The 22117-nt window shown below is 44.1% G+C and carries 13 protein-coding genes; 3 read left to right on the top strand and 10 right to left on the bottom strand.

Annotated features, from left to right (window positions below; all coding sequences use genetic code 11):
* Window positions 1–27: 27 nt before the first annotated feature.
* Window positions 28–2133 (bottom strand): methyl-accepting chemotaxis protein, encoded by a 2106-nt coding sequence (locus DWW81_RS01330; RefSeq protein ID WP_117896444.1) that lies wholly within the window; start codon window positions 2131–2133, stop codon window positions 28–30.
* A gap of 179 nt (window positions 2134–2312) precedes the next feature.
* Between DWW81_RS01330 and DWW81_RS01325 the strand changes: the two genes are divergently transcribed.
* Complete coding sequence (locus DWW81_RS01325; protein WP_117896443.1) at window positions 2313–3176, top strand: polysaccharide deacetylase family protein; 864 nt, start codon at window positions 2313–2315, stop codon at window positions 3174–3176.
* A 215-nt stretch (window positions 3177–3391) separates the two neighbouring features.
* On the opposite strand, the gene DWW81_RS01320 is transcribed toward DWW81_RS01325, so the two are convergent.
* From DWW81_RS01320 to DWW81_RS01310, 3 genes are read right to left on the bottom strand one after another with little or no spacing between them, the layout of a single operon-like run.
* Window positions 3392–4402: a cadherin-like beta sandwich domain-containing protein gene (locus DWW81_RS01320; protein ID WP_181982634.1), complete on the bottom strand. Its 1011-nt coding sequence runs from the start codon at window positions 4400–4402 to the stop codon at window positions 3392–3394.
* A 27-nt stretch (window positions 4403–4429) separates the two neighbouring features.
* Window positions 4430–8530: a lectin like domain-containing protein gene (locus DWW81_RS01315; RefSeq protein ID WP_117945369.1), complete on the bottom strand. Its 4101-nt coding sequence runs from the start codon at window positions 8528–8530 to the stop codon at window positions 4430–4432.
* A 20-nt stretch (window positions 8531–8550) separates the two neighbouring features.
* The gene (locus DWW81_RS01310; protein ID WP_117896440.1) at window positions 8551–9714 is read right to left on the bottom strand and encodes a nucleotidyltransferase family protein; all 1164 of its coding nucleotides are present in this window, start codon (window positions 9712–9714) and stop codon (window positions 8551–8553) included.
* Between the two features lie 232 nt (window positions 9715–9946).
* Here DWW81_RS01310 and DWW81_RS01305 point away from each other — a divergent pair, with 232 nt between their 5' ends.
* Window positions 9947–11143 (top strand): acetate kinase, encoded by a 1197-nt coding sequence (locus DWW81_RS01305; RefSeq protein ID WP_117876869.1) that lies wholly within the window; start codon window positions 9947–9949, stop codon window positions 11141–11143.
* A gap of 273 nt (window positions 11144–11416) precedes the next feature.
* On the opposite strand, the gene DWW81_RS01300 is transcribed toward DWW81_RS01305, so the two are convergent.
* From DWW81_RS01300 to DWW81_RS01280, 5 genes are all read right to left on the bottom strand, one after another.
* Window positions 11417–13252, bottom strand: a complete 1836-nt coding sequence (locus DWW81_RS01300; protein ID WP_117896439.1) for an ABC transporter ATP-binding protein — start codon at window positions 13250–13252, stop codon at window positions 11417–11419.
* Window positions 13252–14985 carry an ABC transporter ATP-binding protein gene (locus tag DWW81_RS01295; protein ID WP_278307467.1) on the bottom strand — a complete coding sequence of 578 codons (1734 nt, stop codon included), beginning with the start codon at window positions 14983–14985 and terminating at the stop codon, window positions 13252–13254. The genes DWW81_RS01300 and DWW81_RS01295 overlap by 1 nt, the downstream gene beginning before the upstream one ends.
* Window positions 14986–15116: 131 nt before the next feature.
* Complete coding sequence (locus DWW81_RS01290) at window positions 15117–17588, bottom strand: glycoside hydrolase family 2 protein (protein WP_117896438.1); 2472 nt, start codon at window positions 17586–17588, stop codon at window positions 15117–15119.
* 11 nt (window positions 17589–17599) lie between these two features.
* Window positions 17600–18670 carry an FkbM family methyltransferase gene (locus DWW81_RS01285; RefSeq protein WP_117896437.1) on the bottom strand — a complete coding sequence of 357 codons (1071 nt, stop codon included), beginning with the start codon at window positions 18668–18670 and terminating at the stop codon, window positions 17600–17602.
* Between the two features lie 68 nt (window positions 18671–18738).
* A complete protein-coding gene (locus DWW81_RS01280; RefSeq protein ID WP_117863546.1) occupies window positions 18739–19155 on the bottom strand; it encodes a PH domain-containing protein in 417 nt (138 codons plus the stop codon).
* A gap of 613 nt (window positions 19156–19768) precedes the next feature.
* On the opposite strand from DWW81_RS01280, the gene DWW81_RS01275 reads away from it, so the two are divergent.
* Window positions 19769–20596, top strand: a complete 828-nt coding sequence (locus tag DWW81_RS01275) for a sporulation initiation factor Spo0A C-terminal domain-containing protein (RefSeq protein ID WP_181982633.1) — start codon at window positions 19769–19771, stop codon at window positions 20594–20596.
* A 553-nt stretch (window positions 20597–21149) separates the two neighbouring features.
* Here DWW81_RS01275 and DWW81_RS01270 read toward each other — a convergent pair.
* Complete coding sequence (locus tag DWW81_RS01270; protein WP_022286619.1) at window positions 21150–21506, bottom strand: DUF1292 domain-containing protein; 357 nt, start codon at window positions 21504–21506, stop codon at window positions 21150–21152.
* Window positions 21507–22117: the final 611 nt, after the last annotated feature.

Raw genomic sequence — 22117 nt, 5'->3', positions numbered from 1 at the left:
AATGAAATTCTATCATTATCAACAATATCAATACTTATCGCTTGTGCTGAAATCTTCTATATCGGCTTCGTCGGAAGGAGTGATATCCTGCTGAGTTTCCTCAGGGGTGGCCTCGCTTTCCGGCTCATCGTCAATATATGTGAACCTTGAAGTCTGATGTTCTTTCTTATCCTTTTCACTGTTCTCGCTAAGTTTGAAACGTGCTATCATATTCTTTAGTATAAGCGACTGGCTTGAAAGCTCTTCACTTGCGGAAGCTGAACCGACTGCAGTCGAGGTATTGGCTGATACAACGGCTGATATTTGGTCCACTCCCGTATTTACCTGAACGATCGCTTCTGCCTGTGCCTCAGAAGCGTCTGAAATGTTCTTTACGAGATCCCTCATAGTATTTGAATTACTTACGATATTGTTCAGTGAATCAGCGGTTTCTTCGGCTATCTTAGAGCCCTTTGAAACGGCGGCAGACTGGTTTTCGATAAGTGAAGCGGTCTGCTTTGCGGCTTCGGCTGATCTTGATGCAAGACGTCTTACCTCGTCTGCTACCACGCCAAAGCCCTTTGAACCCTCTCTTGCGGCCTCTACGGCGGCGTTAAGGGCAAGGATATTTGTTTGGAATGCGATCTCGTCAATGACCTTGATTATCTTTGAGATCTCATCGGAAGCAGTATGGATAGCATTCATGGCATTTACCATGTTGCCCATATCGCTGTTGCAGTTGTCAATGGCTTCGGTATTTTTAAGTACGATATTATAAGCGTTCTTAGAGTCCTCAGAGTTCTGAGTTATCTGCTTTGAAACATCACTGAGGGTAGCGGAAAGCTCTTCGATCGCGGAAGCCTGCTGTGTAGAACCCTGTGATACAGACTGTGCGATATTTGACACCTGAACCGCTCCTGAGTTCACCTGCTCGGCTGACATATTGATAGAAGCAAAGGTATCAGACAGAGAGTCGAGTATCTCGTTAAACGTACTCTTTATCTTATAGAAGTCGCCCTTGAAAGTGCCTTCCATTCTGTGGCAAAGGTTACCCTCGGATATCTGGGTAAGAGCCACTGTGATAAGGTTGATATACTGTCTGAGGCAGACGATAGTTTCTTCCAGAGAGTTTGAAAGGACGCCAAGCTCGTCCTTTGAATACCACACGTCAACAGGGTCGGTAAGGTTGCCCTGTGCGAGAGAACGAAGTCTGTTTGTGGTAGAAATGATAGGCTTTGTTATCCTCTTTGCAAAAAGCAGAGAGAACAGCACCGTCAGGCACATAAGCACAACGCCCATTACAATGATATTAGTAAGTGCGCTGGAGCTTGCAGTGGTGAAGTCGGCAACATTTGTAACCATGACGACAGTACCGTCAAAATATGACGAACCATAATAGCCCACGATATAATTGTTATCCTTAAATTTATACTCTGTTGTACCGCTATTATTTGCAAGTATTTTCTCAACGGCATTTGTCACTTCCGTATATTCTTCATCTTTCTTACCGATCTTAAGGGCATTTTTACCTATCTGATCTGTATCCTTATGAAGAAGGATCTCTCCGTCTTTACCAACAAGATAAACATAGCCGGATTTTCCAAAGGTATATTCATTAAGAGCATTGATAAGCATATCGGACTGAATGGTAATACAAGCGACTTTTTGTTCTGTGTTGCCAGACTTTGTTGAAGCAAGTATAGAAAAATAATTCTTACCGCCAAAGGTATATATATCGGTTATATAAGCCGAGCTTCTTTCGCAAGCGCTTATGACGTGCTCTTTTTCAACTGATGACGATACCATTTCATTATCTGTTGCAAGCACAATGCCATTGCTGTCAAAAACCGTAAAATTCAGATAGAAGCCTGTGTTGTCTGCAAAGCCACTTTTTACCGCCTTTAGTCTGTCAGCGTCAGTTTTTGCCCCTAAAAAAGAATCAGACTTTACGGTCGAAACTATATTATTCGTATAAGAGCTGATCGTCGAGTCAAAATTCTTAGCCGCCTGAACAGCCAGTGGTTCAGCGGTGCTTTTGAGCGTATCCTTTGCAGAAACGTTTATAAAATACACGGAAACCAAGCTGAGCAGCACCGTGATGATAAGTGCGATTGAAAGCATTGCCAAAAGCAGCTTTGAACGCAACGTTTTCATATACAGTTCCCCCTTATGAACTTGTTTTTAACACAGCACACAACACTGCGATATTACGTGTTTATTATATCATAATTGCACAATTATTTCAAGTACCACAAGCATATTTTTTGTGAATTTATGATGCAATTAATGATATGAAGGTGAATAAGAATAGGTAAAAAGGGGGTAAATAAAATATGTACATAAGTCTAAGGATAAGAAAAAGGGTGATGCTTTGCGTTATAGCTGTGCTTTCTATGCTGGCGGCGGTGGCTGTTATGCCGACCTTTGCAAAAGAAGAAAAAACAGATGGGATAAAGCTTCCGATCATAATGTATCACAGCATCGTAAAAAACGAAGATCGCAGCGGTGAGTATGTCATAACGCCTATCGAGCTTGAAAAGGATCTGCTTTATCTGAAGCAGAACGGCTACACTACTGTTTTTGTAAATGACGTTATAAGATATGTGAAGCGTGGAGGCGAGCTGCCTGAGAAGCCTATTATACTGTCCTTTGATGACGGCACTTACAACTACAGAGAATATCTTCTGCCGCTTCTTGAAAAATACGATATGAAAGCCACTGTATCTATTGTGGGAGCTTACACTGACGCTGCCTGCGAGGAGGCTGAGCCTGATCCTGCTTACTCTTATCTTGACTGGCAGGACGTTTCGGTGCTTCGTGACAGCGGTCATGTGGAGATATGCAATCACTCTTACGATATGCACAATCTTGAAGGCAGGCGTGGAGTCGGTCAGCTGGAGGGGGAAAGCTACGAGGATTACCGAAAGGTATTTCTTAACGACACCACGAAGCTTCAAACGCTTTGCGATGAACACTGTGGTTTTCAGCCAAACGTTTACACCTATCCTTTCGGCATAACCTGCGAAAGTGCAAGTCGGCTCGTAAAGAACATGGGGTTTGAGGCTAGTCTTGGAGTAGAGGAAAAAATCAATATAATAAAAAAAGAAGATGAGCGCTGCCTTTTTGGTCTTTACAGATACAATCGCAGCGGGATCATCTCCACAGAAGAATTTATGGAAAAAGTTTTTGGAGCATAAAAAAAAGCAGCCCCTATTGGAGCCACTCTCTAAACTGAATCACCATCAGCATATTCACATTATACTCTGGCAGGTGTCGAAATTATACTTGTTTTTGTGTGATTTTTGTAAAAAAAATGTGTATTCGTGTAAGCAGAGTGACAAACGCTGTCACAAGCAGCCAAAAGCACGTTGATACGCCGCTTTTGGCTGTTTATCATCTCTTTACACAGAACTTATTTATCCTTTTTGCCGCCTTTGATCTTTCCTCTTATCCAGATAATTATTACGACAAGTGCAATAACAAGGACAATAAGGACGATAGCAAGGGCGGTATTGAGCATCTTTTTATACTGGTCCATAACATTTGCGTTTTTGGACACGACAGATGAAGTATCGGAGCTGTTTTTCTTTTGGACGGTCTGGGTCTGCTGTTCATCTCCGCCTGAGGCTCTGATTATGGTGACAGTATAGGTGGCGGCATTGCCGTCAACGTCTGTGACGGTGATAGTACGAACATTTTCGCCCACCTGACACTCGCTTGTGCCTGTATACCATATATAATCAGAGGGGCTTGCTGTTGTTCCCTCTATCTCAACATTGGTAACGGAATTGTCAACGTTCACTGTATAGTTATAGACATTATAGGCAAAGGCAGGAGAAAGCTCGCCGTTATCCACTTTCAGAGCTGTAAGAACGCCTTTATCGGGTATGCCGTTTGAAGGTGCGGTCTTAGTGGTAGTGGTGGTGATCTTTTCGGTGGTGGTCGTGGTTTCTGTTTCGGTCTTGGTTTCCACCTTATCGCTTCCAACTGTTATGACACAATAGGCGGTAGGCGAGCCGATAAGCTCTGAATCAGGGGAATATATCTGACAGCTTTGCAGGCTTATATTTGCATTTCCTGCTGACAGACCTTTGAACGTAAAGCTGAGATCCACTTCTGAAGAGGGGGTATCAGGAAATCCGTTTACTGTAAGAACTCCTCCGCCGCCTGAGGCATTGTCGCTTGACACAAATTCTATAACGGAATCGTCATAGGCGATATTTGCCTGAACGCTTCCTATCTCTGAATCTGCAGAAAATGTCACGGACACTTCAAACTGCTGATCGGTCATGACGGGGTTTTTAGGCGGATAGAAGAAAGCCTCCCCTGTTGCATGGGCAGTGAGAGCCGTCATTGGAACTGCAAGTGCGGCTGTCAAGAGCGATGAGAATATTCTTTTTACAAGCTTTGTTTTTGTGGTCATTGCTATCCCTCCCGATAACATGGATAATTATTTGGTATAAACTTTGGCTATATCAGACCACTGTCCGAAGTAGGTCTTGCCACCTGTGGCTGTATAGCTTCTCACACGGACGAAATATGTCTTTTGGCTTTTAAGATCTGTTACGGTCTTTTTGTCGGTCTTATTTGAGGTCACCTTAACTGTCTTTGCACCGCTGAAAGATATATTTTCAGCATAGGATATCACATAGCCTGTAGCAGAGCCTTTCTGTGCATAGTCTATATAAAAGCCTTTTTTCACCGGCATGAGCTTTTGTATGGTCTGCTTTGCAGGGTTTATTATAAAAGACTTTGTTATCACTCCACCATACGAGCCTTTTCCTGTTATTGTTACCTTAGCTGTGCCTATATTCTTGTTGGAGGAATATTTCACTGTATAGTCTGTGCCGTTTTTAAGGGTCTTGCCCGAATATGTGACAGTTATACTTTGGGTGATGTTCTTGCCTGTGAAAGACTTGTTTTTTATGCCTGCTACCTTAGCTTTGGCAATATCATATTTTGCGGTGATCACGCTCTTTGTATCAGACCATGCGCCGTTATAACGCTTGCCGCTGACTATTGTATACGAACGCACTCTTACATAATATTTCTTCCCTGCCGTCAGGTTTGAAACTGTCTTTTTATCCGTTTTGTTTGAGGATATGATCAAGGTTTTTGCACCTGCGAAGTCAGAGCGTGTACTGTACTGCAATTCATATCCTGTGGCTGAACCTTTCTGAGCAAAGTCGATAAAAAAGCCTTTATATCTTGTTTGCAGAGATTGTATCTCCTGTTTTGCAGGATAAATGGTAAAAGTTTTTGTTATCGTACCCTGATAGTTGCCCATGAAGCTTATGGTTATTTTTCCAACGCCTATTTTTGTATTTGAGCTATAGGAAACAGTATAATCATGTTCAGGAAGAAGAAATTTTCCTCCGTCCGTTACCATAACGTCAGGTCTTATAGGCTTGCCTGTGTAGGAGAGCGTATCAACATAATAGACGCTTGTCAATTGGGCGGACTTTGGAAAAATGTCGAATGCTTTGGCTATAGTACCACTGTATCCGCCAATGCCTGTTATTATCATTTTGCCCTTGCCTGCGGCTATATTATCGGCATAGTCAATGGTATAGTCTTTATTATTTGTCAAAGGGGTATCGCCATAGGAAAGCGTTATACTGCTTTGAGCAAGCTCATAGCCTGTGAATGTCATATGTGTTTTAAAGCCTGATATCTCGCAGTCTTTTATAAGCTTTCTGTCGTTATAGACCGCCTGCACTGTCATATGGGCTGTGACTTTTGAAAAGTCTTTATCCCAGCCTGTAAAGCGTTTGCCTTTTATGGTCGGTGCTTTGGGCGGATCGGCACTTTTGCCGTATTCTATGGTCTGAGATGACAAAACTGTGCCGTTTATATCAGTGAAATCGACATTGCAGGTATTGGCTTTCCAGCCTGCATAAAGCGTCTTTGAGCCGTCTGAAAAGCTCACGGACGTTATAGGCTCGCTCTCAAGCTGTGAGTCGGCATACCAGCCTGTAAACTGTGTGCCCTCTTTTGTGGGGGCGGAAAGCTGTGCGGTTTCGCCCTCGCCAAGCTCATCAGGGTTGAGGGAGCTGTTTTCGCCACCGTTCAGGATATAATCTATCTTCGCTTTGTCACTTGGGGTGACTTTTGCGGAAACTGTGGTGTTTTCTGTGAAAACTGTGTTGCTGTTCACAGGTTCGCCTTTACGATACCAACCGAGAGTGTAGCCCTGCTGAACGTTCACATTCGGGAACACGGCTTTGCCTGCATAATCGGTGCAGACTTCTATGGTCTGTGCCACAGCGGAGAATGTTATCTTATGGGAAGCCTGCTCGTTATATGAGGTCTGGCGCACAAAAGTTCCGTCCATTGTCCACTTTGCGCTGTCTTTGAACTTTTCACCGTAGGTGTTCATTGCATATGCCCCTTGAGAAAGTGCATTTTTTGCAGAGAGGCTTGAAACCAGGCTGTCGCTGTCATTGCTGTAACAGCCGTATGCGTTCACAACAGAAACGGCAATATCCCTGCCTCCTATAAAGGCATTTGTAATGGCGGAGCTGTTTTCCCTTAGGTTTGAAGAACACTCTGTTATGATACCGCAGGATTGTCTTCCTATGACGCCACCTGAATAGACTTCTCCTGACACTGTGCCGTCAAAGGTGCAGGCTTTTATGGCTGTTCCTTGATAAAAGCCCACTATTCCACCTGCGTAATCGCCTTTCACTATACAGTTTTTCATGGAAATGTTATTTATCTCTGCACCGTTTTTTATGTATGCAAAAAGCCCTGAATACTCATTGGACATGATGACTGCGTTTTTTATAAGGTGTCCGTTGCCGTCAAAATAGCCCATGAATGGGTTTTCAGAATCGCCTACGGGTGAGATAGTTTTTCCGTCAAAGTCAAGGTCAGCTTCAAGGGTGACTAGCTTGCCCTCGAAGCTTTCGCCACTGCTGACACGCTTTGCAAAGCTTTCCCACTGGGCTTCTGTGGTTATAACAAGGGCTTCGTCCTGTTCTTCTGCGGCGGAGATAAGGAGCTTTTGTGCGTTTGAGATATCGTTCTTGGAAGCGTTCTCGTCCGCAAGCACCTTTCGGGCGTTGTTTGCTTCCCTTTCACAGCCTGCAAGCGAACCATACTTCGCAAGGGTGGTTTCAAGTGAACTTTTATCGGGCTTTGCAGTATCGTCAGTGTAAGCATAGATAAAAAGACTTCCTATGGAGTCAGTCTTGTCCGCTCCGACGTCAGACCAATATTTGCCGTTAAGAGAAACATAGCTTTGCCCTGACTGCGCCTTTGATGTTCGGTCGCTTTCTGCAAGGAGATATCCCCTGCCGCTGTCGCCGCTGAATTTTACTGAAATGGAATATTTCTCGCCCTCTTCAAGGAGGATATCCTCGGGAAAGTCAACTGTATAAAAGCCGTTTGCGGACACTGAGCCGCTTATCTGCGTTTCAAGGACGCCTATAGGGTCGCTGTCGGAAACGTCGGTATAGACGCTTAGGGTGTAATCCGCACTGCCCGTTTTGCCCACATACATAAAGCCTGCTTTATCAAGCTTTTCATCGGCTTTAGCTGTGAAAACATTTGCACCGTAAACAGAACCGTCATTGCTTGCGTTCACAACATAGCCTGTCATTTTGCTGTAGTGATATGTATTATCACAGCTTTCTTCAAAGTCATAGCAGCAAAACTGTCCGAACTCTGCTTCATCATAGGACACCCAATAGAAGCCGTCATTGTCCTGATCTGCGCCCCACGAGCCTTTCACAAGCCATGCGCCGTTATTGGCAGGCTTATATCTGAAATTATCTTTACTGTAGTTATCGTCCCAGCCCACCACTGTGACGGAATGATTTATGATAGTGTTTTTTGAGGCGTCGGGATCATAGTAGGCAGTATTGTTATGATTCATATAGCCATTTCCTGCAAAATAGCTTGCGGAAACTGCTCCAAGCTCCATTATTTTACGCTTCACCTGCGTGGTGCTTGAAAGCTCCAAGACATAATTCAGCCTGTATTCGCTGACGTTTTTCTTATTTTCGGAAACTATCATATTCTCTGTGCCGGATTCTAAAAACGGCTCGTAATCCTCATAGCATAGTCCCTGACCATTTGCAAGGGCGGAGGCCGCAAAGAGCCAGTTTCCCCCTGATGAAAAATCGTCTTTACCTGTGGCTGTGCCTGAATTTGAGGACAGCACCAAGGCTGGCACGGAAAATTCTGCGGAGGGGTTTTCAAGCCCCTTTTTGATAAGATCCTGCTCCGCACAGGCAAGGGCTGAGAACGCCCAGCAAGCACCTGTTGAAGCCTGATCTTTTACTGTTGTGATCTCTCCTGAGCTTCTTGGGTCATAGGTGGATGGGAGCTTTCGGGCGGCTAGTCTTGAAGGGGACTTTATCTGATAGTCACCCTCTGTGCTTTTGGCCACGCCCTCTATCTCATAGCTATAGCCGTTATGGGTAAAGTTTACGGGAACGACTTTTATGCCGTTATCCTCGCTGGCAAGTGCAAAAGTCTGCGCCGAAAGCTGAAAAGCCAAGAGCAAAGCTGTCAAAAGCCCTGCCGCACCTTTCATTCTTCTCATTTTCCGCCCTCCTGTTTATCTCAGGTTATGGTTATCTTTCTTGTATACTCGTTTGAAACGCATCTGCCATATGCCGCTGTTTCTCTAAGCCTTACTGCGTTCTTTTCAAGGAAAGCAACACGCTTTGCATAGTCGGAGATATCCTCAAGCTTTTTCAGCGAGGTATCATACTCAAGAGTTCTGTTCTCAGCCTGCGCAAGTATGCGTGTGCCTGTGCGGTTAAAGGCAAGTATCCTGCCGTATGGCACTTGTCTGATATCGTCCTTTCTGATGCCGAGAACAAGGTGCAGGACCATTCTTCTTACTCTTGCCATGGTGATATTTTTTGACTTTATACGCTGTTCAAAGATATCCATAGTTTCAGGGCAGGAGCTTACGACAGACATAAATCTGTTGGCAAGGTGTTCGTCGCAGTCAGGGAGGGCAAGAAAATCTTCTCTTGAAGCAGTACAAAGCTTGAAAAGCATTTCTCTGCCTGCCTGCCGGGTAAAGGACGGCTTACAGCCCTCAAAATCATATGGAACAAATTTCTGCCACTCGCCTCCCTCTTTTATAAGCGCTCTTATATGAGAAGCCGAAGCGAAATTACCGGACTCTGCCTGAGAATCATGTGCAACAGCTTCACGCTTTACGGCATAAGGCACTAGCCATGGGGCTATACGCTTTGCCGCCTTTATATACTCAACTGCAAGAACGTTATTTGGGGTGGAGAATATCTCTTCAGCGGTTCTGCCATAAAGACCTATGGAGGCTTCATACATAGCCTGCGGGTAGGTCTTTCCCTGAGATAAAAGCTCTCTGACCTGCTGTGAGTTTTCCAGCATTGCGGATATCTCCGCTGCCTGTTCAAGAGCATTTTTATCACCGCTTTCACAGCCAAAAGACAATGTCGTTACCACATTCTCCCCAAGACCTGCAAGAAGCATTACTGCACTTCTTGCAAAGACCTCGCTGTTTGAGCATGAGAACGGGCATGGCAATTCTATAACAAGGTCTGCACCGTTTCTTATAGCAGCCTGTGCTCTGTCATATTTTGAAAAAACAGCCGCTGAGCCACGCTGCACGCAATCACCGCTCATTACTGCGACGATACCCTCTGCGCCAGCCTGTCTTGTGGCTTGTATCTGATATTTGTGTCCGTTATGGAACGGATTATATTCCGCAACTATTCCCGCAATTTTCATTTTTTACTCCTCTTTCTACCCTATGCAAATTTTATTCCGTCTTTCAAAAGCTTACTGCGAATTATGATACTAATATGTTAAGCCCTAGTAAAAAAATTGTGCAATATGTATATTTATGAAAAAAGCTCTTGAAATTTATCATTAATATTGATATACTATAAGTATATGATATTATGGGCTTAAAGTCAAGCCCGTTATCTGACATATTATAATCGGGAGGAGATTTTTTCCAATGAAAATCTTAGTTGTAAACGCAGGTTCATCATCACTTAAATATCAGCTTCTGGATATGAAGGACGAGTCTGTTATCGCAAAGGGCAACTGCGACCGTATCGGTATCGACGGCCATGTGAGCGCAAAGACAGGCGACGGCAGACACATCGAGGAGGATTGCAATTTCCCTACTCACACTGAGGCTTTTGAAAAGCTCGTTGAGGTACTCACATCAGGCGAAACAAAGGTCATCGACTCTATGTCTGAGATATCAGCTGTAGGTCACAGAATAGTTCAGGGTGCTGAGATATTCAAGGAGACCTGCCTTGTAACAGACGAAGTTATCGACCAGATCGACTCACTGGCTGAGCTTGCACCTGTACATAACCACCCACACGCTCTTGCACTGAGAGCCTGCAAGGCAGTTATCCCAGCAGGCACACCACAGGTAGTTGTATTCGACACTGCTTTCCACTCAACAATGCCAAGAAAGGCTTATCTCTACGGTCTGCCATACGAGTGCTACACTGATCTTCATGTAAGAAAATACGGCTTCCACGGAACATCACACAGATTTGTTTCAGGCGAGCTTGCAAGAGTAATGGGCAAGCCTATCGAGGAGCTTAAGATAGTTTCATGCCACCTTGGCAACGGCTCATCTATCACAGCTATCAACGGCGGCAAGTCTGTTGACACATCAATGGGCTTCACTCCTCTTGACGGTCTTGTTATGGGCACACGCTGCGGCTCTGTTGACCCTTCTGCTGTTGACTATGTTGAGAAGAAAATGGGTTTCACACCTGACCAGATGACAGAATACATGAACAAGAAGTCAGGCTTCCTTGGTCTTTCTGGTATCGGCTCTGACAACAGAGATATTCAGGCTGCTGCAAGCGAGGGCAATGAGAGAGCTCTTATCGTAAGCGAGATATTTGCTTATCAGATCAAGAAGTTCATCGGTTCATACGCTGCTGCAATGAACGGTCTTGACGCTGTTATCTTCACAGGCGGTATCGGTGAGAACGCACCTGAGGTAAGAGCTGCTGCTTGCTCAAATCTCGATATCCTCGGTATCCACATTGACGCTGAGAAAAACCTCTGCCGTGGAATTCTCAAGGAGATATCCACAGACGAGTCTAAGACAAAGGTTTACGTTATCCCAACAAACGAAGAGCTTCTCATTGCAAGAGATACTCTGGCACTTGTTACAAAGTAATATTTCAGATAACATTAAAGACGGCTTTCTTATTAGAGCCGTTTTTTTTTTGCGCATAAAAAAGGCACAGGAGAGGTTTTCCTGTGCCTTGATTTGTTTGATAAGACCGCCAATTTTCATGTAGGGGCTGGCGCCCTCGACAGCCCGATTTTGAGAGTGTAAAAGTTTGAATTATCACGAAGTTTTGTGGGCTGACGAAATATCGAGAAGTGGGACGTCGTATTTGTTTGAATGTACGATATTGGCTATGTACGTTTACCAGACACCATTGTATCAGGTCTTAACGCCTGAGAACTGCGTCTGATAAAGTCTGTAGTAACAGCCCTTGGCGGCGATAAGCTCCTCATGGCTGCCCTGCTCTGCAACACGTCCGCCGTCGATAACGACTATCTTATCAGCGTCACGGATAGTGGAAAGTCGGTGAGCGATGATAAGGGAGGTTCTGTTTTTCATAAGAGCCACCATTGCGGACTGAATGTGCATCTCAGTTCTGGTATCAACTGAGGAAGTGGCTTCGTCAAGAATAAGTATCTTCGGGTCGGCAAGCACTGCTCTTGCTATGGAGAGAAGCTGACGCTGACCTTGTGAAAGGTTTGAGCCGCCCTCGGCAAGCACTGTGTCGTAACCCTCGGAAAGTCTTTCTATGAACTCGTCTGCGTTCGCAAACTTTGCCGCCGCCTTTATTTCAGCAAGGGTGGCGTTTTCTCTGCCGTAGCGGATATTCTCTTCTATGGTGTCCTTAAAAAGCACTGTATCCTGCAAAACTATGGCTATGGAACGTCTGAGCTTGTCTTTCGGGATATCGTAAATGCTCTGACCGTCTATGGTTATCTCACCGCTGTCAACAGGATAAAATCTTGTGAGAAGATTTACTATGGTGGTCTTGCCTGAGCCTGTTGCACCGACTATGGCTATTTTCTGACCTGCTTTTACTTCAAGATTGAGGTCTTTTAGCACCTGTTTTTCAGGAACATACGAGAAGTCGATATGCTTGAAGTCGATATCGCCTTTGACGTTTTCCACCTCAAAGTCGGCCTTGCCCTCGTCAGTTTCCTTATCAGCGTCCATGACCTCAAATATACGCTCTGCACCTGCTATTGCGGTCTGGATATTTGCAAACTGGTTTGCAATCTCATTGATAGGACGTGAGAACTGTTTTGAATAGAGTATGAAAGCCTGAATAGTTCCCACTGTTATAAAGCCTTTTATTGCGAACCAGCCGCCAAATGCAGCGATAAGGATAAAGCCGAAATTGGATATTAAGTTCATGCAAGGACCCATTACACCACCGAATATCTGAGCTTTTATGCCGCATTTTTTCAGATTGTTGCTCATTTTCTCGAACTTGTCAACAGCGTCCTGCTCCTTGCCGTAGGAAACGACCGTCCTATAGCCCACTACCATTTCTTCCACTTCACCGTTTATCTCGCCAAGAAGCACCTGCTGTTTGATGAAATATTTCTTCATATACTTTGTGAGTACGCCTGAAACGAATATGGTAAGAAACACTGTAGACAGTGAGATAAGGGTAAGAAGCGGTGAATACAGAAGCATTATGACAACTGTTCCCACTATGGTCAGCACGCCTGAGATGAGCGAGCCTATAGACTGAGAGATAGTTGTGGAAATGTTCTCGACGTCGTTTGTCATACGGCTCATTATATCGCCATGGCTGTGGGTATCGAGATATTTTATAGGAAGTCTTACAAGGCTTGAGAACAAGTCTTTACGCATGGTCTTTACTGTGTACTGTGAAAGCTTTGCGGAGAATATTCCCTGCATATAGGTGAAAACAGAGGACAGGAGATAAACTGCACCAAGACCTATGAGCGTTTTGCCAAGCGCACCGAAGTCAACGCTTGTTTTCTTTTTGGTGAGAGTGATGCAGTCTATGGCTATCTGTTGTATTGATGGTGCGGCAAGGTTGAGCAGAGTTATGATGAGCATTACACCGATAAGAGCGAAAAACAGATATCTGTTTCTGCCTATATAGCCGATAAGCTTTTTAAGGGTGTTCTTTGCGTCCTTAGGCTTTTCCATTGTGAGCCTTGCACCGTGAGGTCCGCCCGGTTTTCTTCCGCCGGGTCCCATTGGAGGCATTGGAGGCATTACACTTCACCTCCTGACGTTTTCACCTGCGAGGCGTAGATATCCTGATATACCTCGCAGGTCTTTAGCAGATTTTCATGAGTATCGCAGGCACAAAGCTTGCCGTGGTCGAGGACGGCTATCCTGTCGCATGATTTTACGCTCTGGATACGCTGTGCGATTATGATAAGGGTAGTGCCGTTCATTTTGCGGTCTATCTCCGCACGGAGCTTTGCTTCTGTGCCAAGGTCGAGGGCGGAGGTGGAATCATCAAGAATGAGGATCTCAGGTTTTTTAAGTACCGCTCTTGAGATAGAAAGCCTTTGCTTCTGACCGCCTGACAGTGAAGCACCCTTTTCGGCTATAATACCCTCATAGCCTGCAGGTATTTTCTGAATGAACTCGTCAGCCTGAGCTGCCTGTGCGGCGGAGATGACCTCCTCATGGGTAGCGTTTTTGTCGCCCCACTTTATGTTGTCCTCAACTGTGCCTGAGAAAAGCTCGCTCTTTTGCAGGACTATGCCAACTTTCTTTCTAAGCTCGTCAAGCTTGCAGTCCTTGACGTTTACGCCGTCAACGAGGACTTCCCCTGCTGTGCAATCGTAAAATCTTGGGATAAGGTTCACAAGGGAGGATTTTCCCGAACCAGTTGCACCTAGTATGGCGACGCTCTCGCCTGACTTTATATCAAGGGTAAGGTCTGAGATAACAGGTCTGCCCTTGGTTTCAGGATAGGAGAATGAAACGTTTTTAAAGCTCACTGTGCCCCCTGTTTTATCTGCAAGGGAAACGCTGCCGCTTTTTATAACTGGGTCAGTTTCGAGGACTTCTCTCAATCTGTTTGCAGATGCGGAAGCCTTTGCGAGGGTCTGGAACATCATAGACATCATCATTACGCCATGCAAGACCTGAGTAAGATATGTGATAGCCGCCATGACCTCGCCGACCTTCATAGCTTGTGCCTGCACCTGCCAGCCGCCTATAACTATAACGGCAATAACAGACAGATTGAGTATTATCATAAGAAGCGGCTGAAGGATAGCCATAAGGGTCTGGACACGGAGGTTTGATTCCATAAGGCTTATATTTGCATCGTCAAAACGCTTTTCTTCTGTATCCTCTCTCACATAGGCTTTTACTACTCTTGCGCCTGTGACGTTCTCCTGAACCACAGAGTTTACGCTGTCAAGACGTTTTGCAACGATAGAATAGTATGGGTTTGCCTTTTTGAGAATTACTATCATCATGATTATCTCGACAGGCAAGGCACATAGAATTATTATTCCAAAGCGAACGTTCAGAGTGAGCATCATGATTATTCCGCCGAAGAACAGCAGGGTGTCACGCACCAACATTCTCAGCATGAAGTCTACCATTTGCTGAATGGCGGTTATATCCGCTGTAAGACGTGTTACCAATGAGCCTGTTGTGAACTTGTCGGTCTGTTCAAATGAAAGACCCATGACACGCTTAAAAACGTCCACACGCAGATCTCTTGAAAAGCTTTGGGAAGCTATCCCACCGAATGCAGAAGCCGCAATTCCGCAAGCTCCGCCGCCTATAAGAACAAGGAGCATAAGAAGTCCCGTTCTTATGATAAGATCCATATCCTGACCCAGCACACCATCGTCAACTATTTTTGACATAAGCTTTGGCTGAAGCAGGTCACCCAGCACTTCTCCCACCATGGATAGAGGTGTCAGCACCGCAAACAGTGCATAGGGCTTCAAGTATTTGCTTAGTTTTACTTTCAAAGCAGTTCCTCCTAAAATTTTATTTCAGGCTACTTATACGCAGGATAGCTTGATATGTACATTTGCAAAGCACAGGCATTGCGTGTTTATAAACATCAAATTTTCCTTGCTGGTAACATAGTGTCACAGCCCTAATTGTGCATTATCTCAAGCTCCTCGGACAGCTCCTGCGCTGTCATTTTTCTGCTGAGGGAGGCTTTGTCTATCATTATGGTAACAGGCTCTTTTCCGTGGATATCGAACCAGTTGTCAGAGAACACGCAATCTGCGGTCTTTAGGCTGAGGCAAACGCTTTTGGCGTAATTCTCGGCACAGAATGTCAGGGCGAATTTATCCTCGCTTTCTGATATGCCGTAGATTATGGCAGGCTCTAGGAAGGTAAATTCTTTCGGGCGCACAAAGAGCGTTGTGCCAAAGCTCAACACCTTGCCGTTCTCCATAATGGAATATTCGAGATATTTTTCACGAGGGTCGGTACGGTTTTTAAGCTCATCTGAAAGGTCGATAGTAAGGACGTTCTGTGCTGTGAGAGATGGAACGCTCACGGATTTTTCGCCGCTTTGCAGAATTTCAGCTTTATTGTTTCTAAGCGTCCATTTTACAATGCCCTCAAAGGCTGTCATTCGCTCGTTGAATATATTGAGTACAGGCTTTTTTCTATGGGTATCGTCGCAGGAGATAAGGCATGGTGCGTAAAAACGTTTTGCATAATAATGCAGACCTTTCCACCTGCCGAAATAGTCGATACTTGACCATGAGATAACAGGGTTTGAATCGTTCACCTGCCAATATGCAGAGCCCATACATCTGCCTCTTGCTCTTCTCATATGCTCGACATTGGAGCGTATGCAGTCTGCCTGAACGAGCTGTGAGGAATAGATGAGCTTTTTGAAATCATATGGATATCTCACCATTTGAGCGAGATAGTACATTATCTTCTCGTTGCCCTGAACGCACTTCTGATGTGCCTCCATAACTGGTGAGCAAAGGTCAAAGTCGCCCTTTGTTTCATCAGCAAAGGCACGGCAGGTCTTTATATCAGGCAGGCTTTCAAAGCCGTATTCTGAGCAGAAGCGGTAATAAAATTCTCTGAACGCTTCGATAGGCTTGAAGTTGTGCCAAACGTCCCAATAGTGCATATCCCCTGCGTGGTTTGATGATGCGTCCTTGAAGCCTCCCCCTGATGAAGGTGATGACGGCCAATAGAAGGTGTTTTCGCATGGGTCATAGGCTTTAAGCACCTGTGGGATAATATCCTCAAAAATGATAAGATAGTCACGCTTTGCTTCCTCGTCCTCGGGAAGACCCCAATATTCCCATGCGGATTCTATCTCGTTGTTGCCGCACCACAGACCAAGGGAGGGGTGGTTTCTCAGGCGAATAACGTTGTCACGAACTTCCCCACGGACAGTTTCTTCAAACTCCTCTGTGAGCAGATATGCAGAGCAGGCGAACATAAAGTCCTGCCATACTATGATACCGTTCTCGTCACAGAAGTCATAGAAATACTCGTCAGGATAATAACCGCCGCCCCACACTCTTATAAAGTTATAGTTTGCGGCCTTGCAGTCTGCAAGGAGCTTTCTTGTTTTCTCCTCGTTACAGCGTGTGACTATCTGGTCTTCGGGAATATAGTTTGCGCCCATGGCAAATATCTTCACGCCGTTGTTTATAAAGCAGAACTCCTCGCCCCACTGATCTTTTTCACGGCTGACAGTTAAAGTTCTAAGACCTATGCGCTGTGTATTTTTATCAGCGCACAAGCCGTTTTCATCATACAAAGTCACTGCACAGATATAGAGTGGCTGTTCGCCATAGCCGTTCACCCACCAAAGCTGAGGGTCGTTTATCACAAGCTCTGTTTCATAATATTCTGAACTTTCCTCTAGGCTTATGTCGGCTTTTGCGGCGATATTGCCCTGCGGGTCGGATATTTCCACCATAGCTTTTTTACAGCCGTGGTTTTCTATATGCAAAAGGGCTTTCAAAGTCACTTTGTTATCGGTGTGTTTCTGGCTGTAGTAAACGTCAAGTATACGTCCTGCAACTGGGACGATAAGGGATACATTGCGCCATATTCCCATGTCAGGGAGCATTGGACCCCAATCCCAGCCGAACATACAATGGGCTTTTCTTATATGTGTATAGCCTGTCATGGTGGAGTCAACGCCCCAAAGGTGACGTTTTTCGTCCATTTCTTTTATGTATCTGTTTGGCGAGGTTATTTTCACTGTGAGAGTGTTGTCCCCCTCTTTGATAATACCATGGACAGGAAACTCCCACACTCTGTGCATATTGTTCACTCTGCCGAGGTGAATGCCGTTGAGACAGACGTTTGCTATGGTATCAATGCCGTCAAAGTGCAGGACAGTATGCTCGCACTCCACTGCGGCCTTGTCTGCGGTGAATGTAGTTTCAAAGTCAAAGTCATCATCACATATCTGAGTGGAGATATACTCGTTCTCACGATAATATGGGTCGGGTATCTTTTTATAGTCAAGCAGGGTCTCATATACAGAGCATGGAACTTTGCAGTCAAAGCTCTCCTGCGAGCCTGCTTTTTTCATTTTCCAGTTATCGTTAAGGCTTACTGTTATACTCATTATTTTTCTCCTTATTTATCATGGACGCAGAAAAGGTTTGTTTCCCATGCGGGGTAATATCTTTCCTGACGGATATAGAATTTGTATCCCTTGCAAAGGCTGTTTATATACAGAGGCAGGGTGATGTAATCATATGGTCTGTGATACAATGCACTGCATATTTTTGGGGCATAGCGTGAAATGGTATATTCACTGCCTTTGATAGCTTCTAGGTCTGCTCCCTCAACGTCATATTTTATATAGGTGCATTTTTTGCCTGCAAGAACGCTGTCCAGACTTCTTGCACGAACCTTTTTTCCTGTGGCATCTACTCTGCCCTGTCTGCCTGCGCCACCTGCGAAATAAAGCTCGGTATCAATGCTCCATGCGGCGGCATTGTAAAGACTTATATTGTCATTGGCTTTTAGATTTTTCAGGCATTTCTGAAAGTTTTTTCTCTCAGGTTCGAGGGCATATATTCTCTCATACTTTCCCCCTGTGCGTGAGATAAGCTCTGCGGCAGTGTCGCCTGTGTATGCTCCCAAGTCGCAGTATATCTCGTTTTCTCCAAGGGGAAGTATCTCGGTTATCTTGTCCTTATCCGTAAATATCTCACGGAGATAAGAAAGCTTGCCTGTTATCTTGAACGCTGTCAGCTTTTCAAAGGTAAGCTTTGAAATATCGTCATCAAAAAGGCGGTAAGCTTTTTCAGCCTGAGAATACATTGAGAGAAGCTTTTCCTTGCTGAAATTTTCATCGCCTGCAACGTACATTTCCGGCACTATGACCTCGCAGCTTTTTTCAATATTGTCGATACGCTCCATTATCTCAGGCAGGCTCGTGCCAAAGCCAAGCACAACTGTGATATTCCCAAACCGAGCTTGCACCTGTGAGAAAGTCTGCACCTTAAACCCTCTGAAGCTTTGTCCGCGGACAAAATCGTCGCTTGCAAAAACACCTGTGCATTTTATGCCAAGTCTATCAAATTCATCAAGAAGCTTTTCCGCTCCATCGCCCATGCCGTATATGAATATCGGCTTTTCACAGGTCTTGAGCCTGTCCCACGAGCTTTCAAGGGACTGAAAATATTCTTTTGAAAACATTCACACTTTCCTCTCCAAAAAAGGCTCTCACAGAAAGATCTGCGAAAGCCCCTTATTCTTATAGAACTTTATATGATATCGTCATGGATATCAAAATCATCATGATCATGGCAATGACCGCCGTCACCGCCGACCATATCCCTGCCCCTCACACGGTATCTATCACGATTTATATTGATATACTTATCAAGCTGTGCAAGCACATCTCTTGGTGCTTTTATGGACTTGACTTCCTTAACAGGCGTATCAACGTCTTTGACATTCATTACTATTGTGCCACAGCCGAACATTCTTTGTCCGAACGGCAGGACAAGCTTTTTGTCGACGACCCTATAAAGGTCAAGCTCGTCTTCCTCTATGCTGAGAAAACCCTTGCGTGTTATAAACTTATCTTCTGTGAGAAAATATCTTGTAAATGATATAGGCAGACCAAAAATCGTTCTTTTCTTATCTGTCCAAATGTAATTGATAACGTCTTTTTTCATAAAACGACGTCGCCTCCCTCAACATTATCTATAATTTTTTACAAAGACATCATTGCAAACTGGTGGCACAAAAAAGCTGCTGACCATGTTTTTGCAACGATCCTCCCGTATATTTTACCACGCAATAAAGCTTTTGTCAAGAAATTATCCTTTGTAAAAGCTATGTAAAAATACCATTCATTTATATATTTCTATATCATTTCGCAAATATTAATAAATGTAAAATCACACATTTATCTTAATATTTTATTAATCATATAGCAATCTTTGCTAGCGTTTTCGACTTTTTTCTACATAAAATAAGCTTTTATAACAATGTAAAGTTGATGTAAAATATAGCAAATCGTCAATTTATTCATATAATATATTGATTTAAACGACACAAAAGCATATTTTCTCTGTGTAAATTACAATATTTGCACAATTATCTCATTTAAAATTTGGTCATAACCGACATTTGTTTATTTACTATGTATAGATTATTGCGCATTTCTTAAAACATAGTACAAAAAGCAAGAAAATTAAGTAAAAAACTTGAAATTATACCGTAAAAATGTTATACTGCAAGTGTAGTATAAAGTTAAAAAATAAAAAAATTGGAGGAAGAATTAAAATGTGTAAAAAAGACGTGATCAAAATCCTTGTCGGAAGCCTCAATCAGACTGGCATGAAGGTGGCAGACTATCTGAAAAAACAGGGGTACAGTGTTGCTCAGTCAGACTACAATCCACTGGAGATACAGCTTGAGGCACTTAAAAGCAAGCCTGATTTTCTGATAATTTCAGAAATAACGGAGTTTCCATACGAGCTGTGCAAAAATCTTAAAGGGGCTTGTCCTAAGCTGAAAATAATCATGCTTTCCGGCAGAAAAACCAACAATGGAAACAATGGACTTGCAAAATATGCAGACAGGATAATAATAAGCCCTCTAAGCTGTGCGGATATCAAAAACGCACTCAGAGCGCTTCAGTGTCCTGATGATTCTGCAGATCCGAACATCACAATAACACGAGGCTCTGATAAGGGGTACACCAATGGCGACATACAATCTGCTATATCCACCGTGATGAAGCGGTTGTGCATAACTCCGAATTATAACGGCTATGGCTACATCAAAGAGGCAATAAAAATGGCTCTTACGACAGACAAAGCCAACAGACGTGTCACAAAGGTCATTTATCCGGAGATAGCGGCGGCACATGGAGTAACCACAGTAAGCGTTGAAAGAAATATGCGCACCGCCATAAGGATCGGTTGGGAAAAAGCTCAGGACAAAGACAAAGCCGAGATATTCGGTAATTTCGCCATAAGACCTGACCACTACCCCACTAACAGCGAATTTATTTTCGTTGCCGCCGAATACATAAACAGCAAATATCCAGCGGAAAAGGCATTATCAGCCACCGCTGAACATACTAGCGAAAGTAATTTATTTATCTGACAAGAAGAAAGCCGTTATGCCCACAGGCACAGCGGCTTTTTTCTATATAAACGAAACGTCCTGCAGTAAATGACAACGGGCTGCCCTGCGGACACAGATCTTCGGCTGCGTCACCCACTGTCATACGATCACCGCAGACGCTCCGTTATCTCATTTTATGCCGACATGGTTTTTATGACACAAAAAAGCGTACCGAAAAATCGGTACGCTCAGTGTTTAAGTAAAAGCCGCCTTGCCGTCGCACAGCCGATAAACCCGCTATAAAAGCAGGGTGGGTAAAACAGCCTGAAAGCTTCACGCTCCCTTCGTCCGTTTCCGAAACGGCAAATGCGGTTTCGTTCGGGAGGTCTGCAATCCATTTCCAGAGTCTGAATCCCTTTTTAGAAGTGTTGGATTTATAATAACTGTGCTTGTTCGCACAAGGCAGGAAACTTTTTCTGTTACTTAGTATATCACAACATATCCATAATATCAATAGGTAATTTCAGCAAATCAAAGTACATAAAATTGTACATTTTACACATTGACAAGCCTATATGCTGAGATATCTTTCTTATGACAGGTGGTCGTGATCGTGACAACCGCAGCCACAGCCGCAATCATCGTCTTCGTCCTCATCGTCAAACTCGAACATTTCATCGATACGCTCCATGAACATCTGACCGATCTTCTCATACTCGTCATCATCTTCGATAGAAGCAAGTATCTCGTCATTGTTCTCGTCATACTCAGCCTTGAGTATCACAACGTCGCCTGAATCTTCAAGGGCTTCGTCACCGTTCTCATAATAAGGAGTGAGAGCATAATACTTCTCGTCACCATATTCCATTGCGTCCAACAGCTCAAAAGTCTGCTTATTACCATTTTCGTCCTCCAACTCGTAAAGGTCCGGCAGAAACTCGTTATCCATAATTATCCTCCTAACATGATCTTGTGCAGTATATCGGCACTTTCTGAGTGGGATATATCGAAAAAATCAGAACAGAAAGACTGTTTCTGACCACCGCAACACTTTAATTATACTACACTGCAAAATCAAAGTCAAGCGCATTTTGTAAAAGTAATATTAAATATAAAATATACAAAAAGTTGAGAAAAACTATTGACAAGTGCTAAAATATGTGGTATAGTATAGTCAAGGAAAAACAAAGAGCCAAACAAAAGCAGACAACAGGGTTCGCTGAAACGGTCAACGGTCTGACGATACAGTAACGATTTCAGAGGGCACGGCAAAGCGAAGTAAGGCGAGAGGTTTTCCTTATATATCACAGGCAGATCGGTGGACACAGCATATACCCGACACTAGGTACACTACAGTTCAGCAGGCGGGCAGGCTCATCGGATACCTAATAAGATATGAAAGGAGCGAGTCCAATGGACGCATCAGAGATCCAGGAGAGTATCCATAGGCTCGGCAATTTCTTAAAGTAAAAAAGGATCAAGACGCAGACGAATGAGCTGACAGGAATCCAGACATATATGATTTACACAGGAAGAAATTGCAGAGCCTCATGGACTAAT

It is taken from the genome of Ruminococcus sp. AF17-1AC (assembly GCF_003461385.1).
Classification (GTDB): Bacteria; Bacillota; Clostridia; order Oscillospirales; family Ruminococcaceae; genus Hominimerdicola; species Hominimerdicola aceti.
Note: the sequence above shows the minus strand (reverse complement) of the source record. Positions and strands in the feature narration are given on the sequence as shown.

Bases quoted from the DNA above. Each gene is read 5' to 3' on its own strand.
- DWW81_RS01330 (WP_117896444.1), bottom strand. From the start codon at position 2,133: ATGAAAACGTTGCGTTCAAAGCTGCTTTTGGCAATGCTTTCAATCGCA.
- DWW81_RS01325 (WP_117896443.1), top strand. From the start codon at position 2,313: ATGTACATAAGTCTAAGGATAAGAAAAAGGGTGATGCTTTGCGTTATA.
- DWW81_RS01320 (WP_181982634.1), bottom strand. From the start codon at position 4,402: ATGACCACAAAAACAAAGCTTGTAAAAAGAATATTCTCATCGCTCTTG.
- DWW81_RS01315 (WP_117945369.1), bottom strand. From the start codon at position 8,530: ATGAGAAGAATGAAAGGTGCGGCAGGGCTTTTGACAGCTTTGCTCTTG.
- DWW81_RS01310 (WP_117896440.1), bottom strand. From the start codon at position 9,714: ATGAAAATTGCGGGAATAGTTGCGGAATATAATCCGTTCCATAACGGA.
- DWW81_RS01305 (WP_117876869.1), top strand. From the start codon at position 9,947: ATGAAAATCTTAGTTGTAAACGCAGGTTCATCATCACTTAAATATCAG.
- DWW81_RS01300 (WP_117896439.1), bottom strand. From the start codon at position 13,252: ATGCCTCCAATGCCTCCAATGGGACCCGGCGGAAGAAAACCGGGCGGA.
- DWW81_RS01290 (WP_117896438.1), bottom strand. From the start codon at position 17,588: ATGAGTATAACAGTAAGCCTTAACGATAACTGGAAAATGAAAAAAGCA.
- DWW81_RS01285 (WP_117896437.1), bottom strand. From the start codon at position 18,670: ATGTTTTCAAAAGAATATTTTCAGTCCCTTGAAAGCTCGTGGGACAGG.
- DWW81_RS01280 (WP_117863546.1), bottom strand. From the start codon at position 19,155: ATGAAAAAAGACGTTATCAATTACATTTGGACAGATAAGAAAAGAACG.
- DWW81_RS01275 (WP_181982633.1), top strand. From the start codon at position 19,769: ATGTGTAAAAAAGACGTGATCAAAATCCTTGTCGGAAGCCTCAATCAG.
- DWW81_RS01270 (WP_022286619.1), bottom strand. From the start codon at position 21,506: ATGGATAACGAGTTTCTGCCGGACCTTTACGAGTTGGAGGACGAAAAT.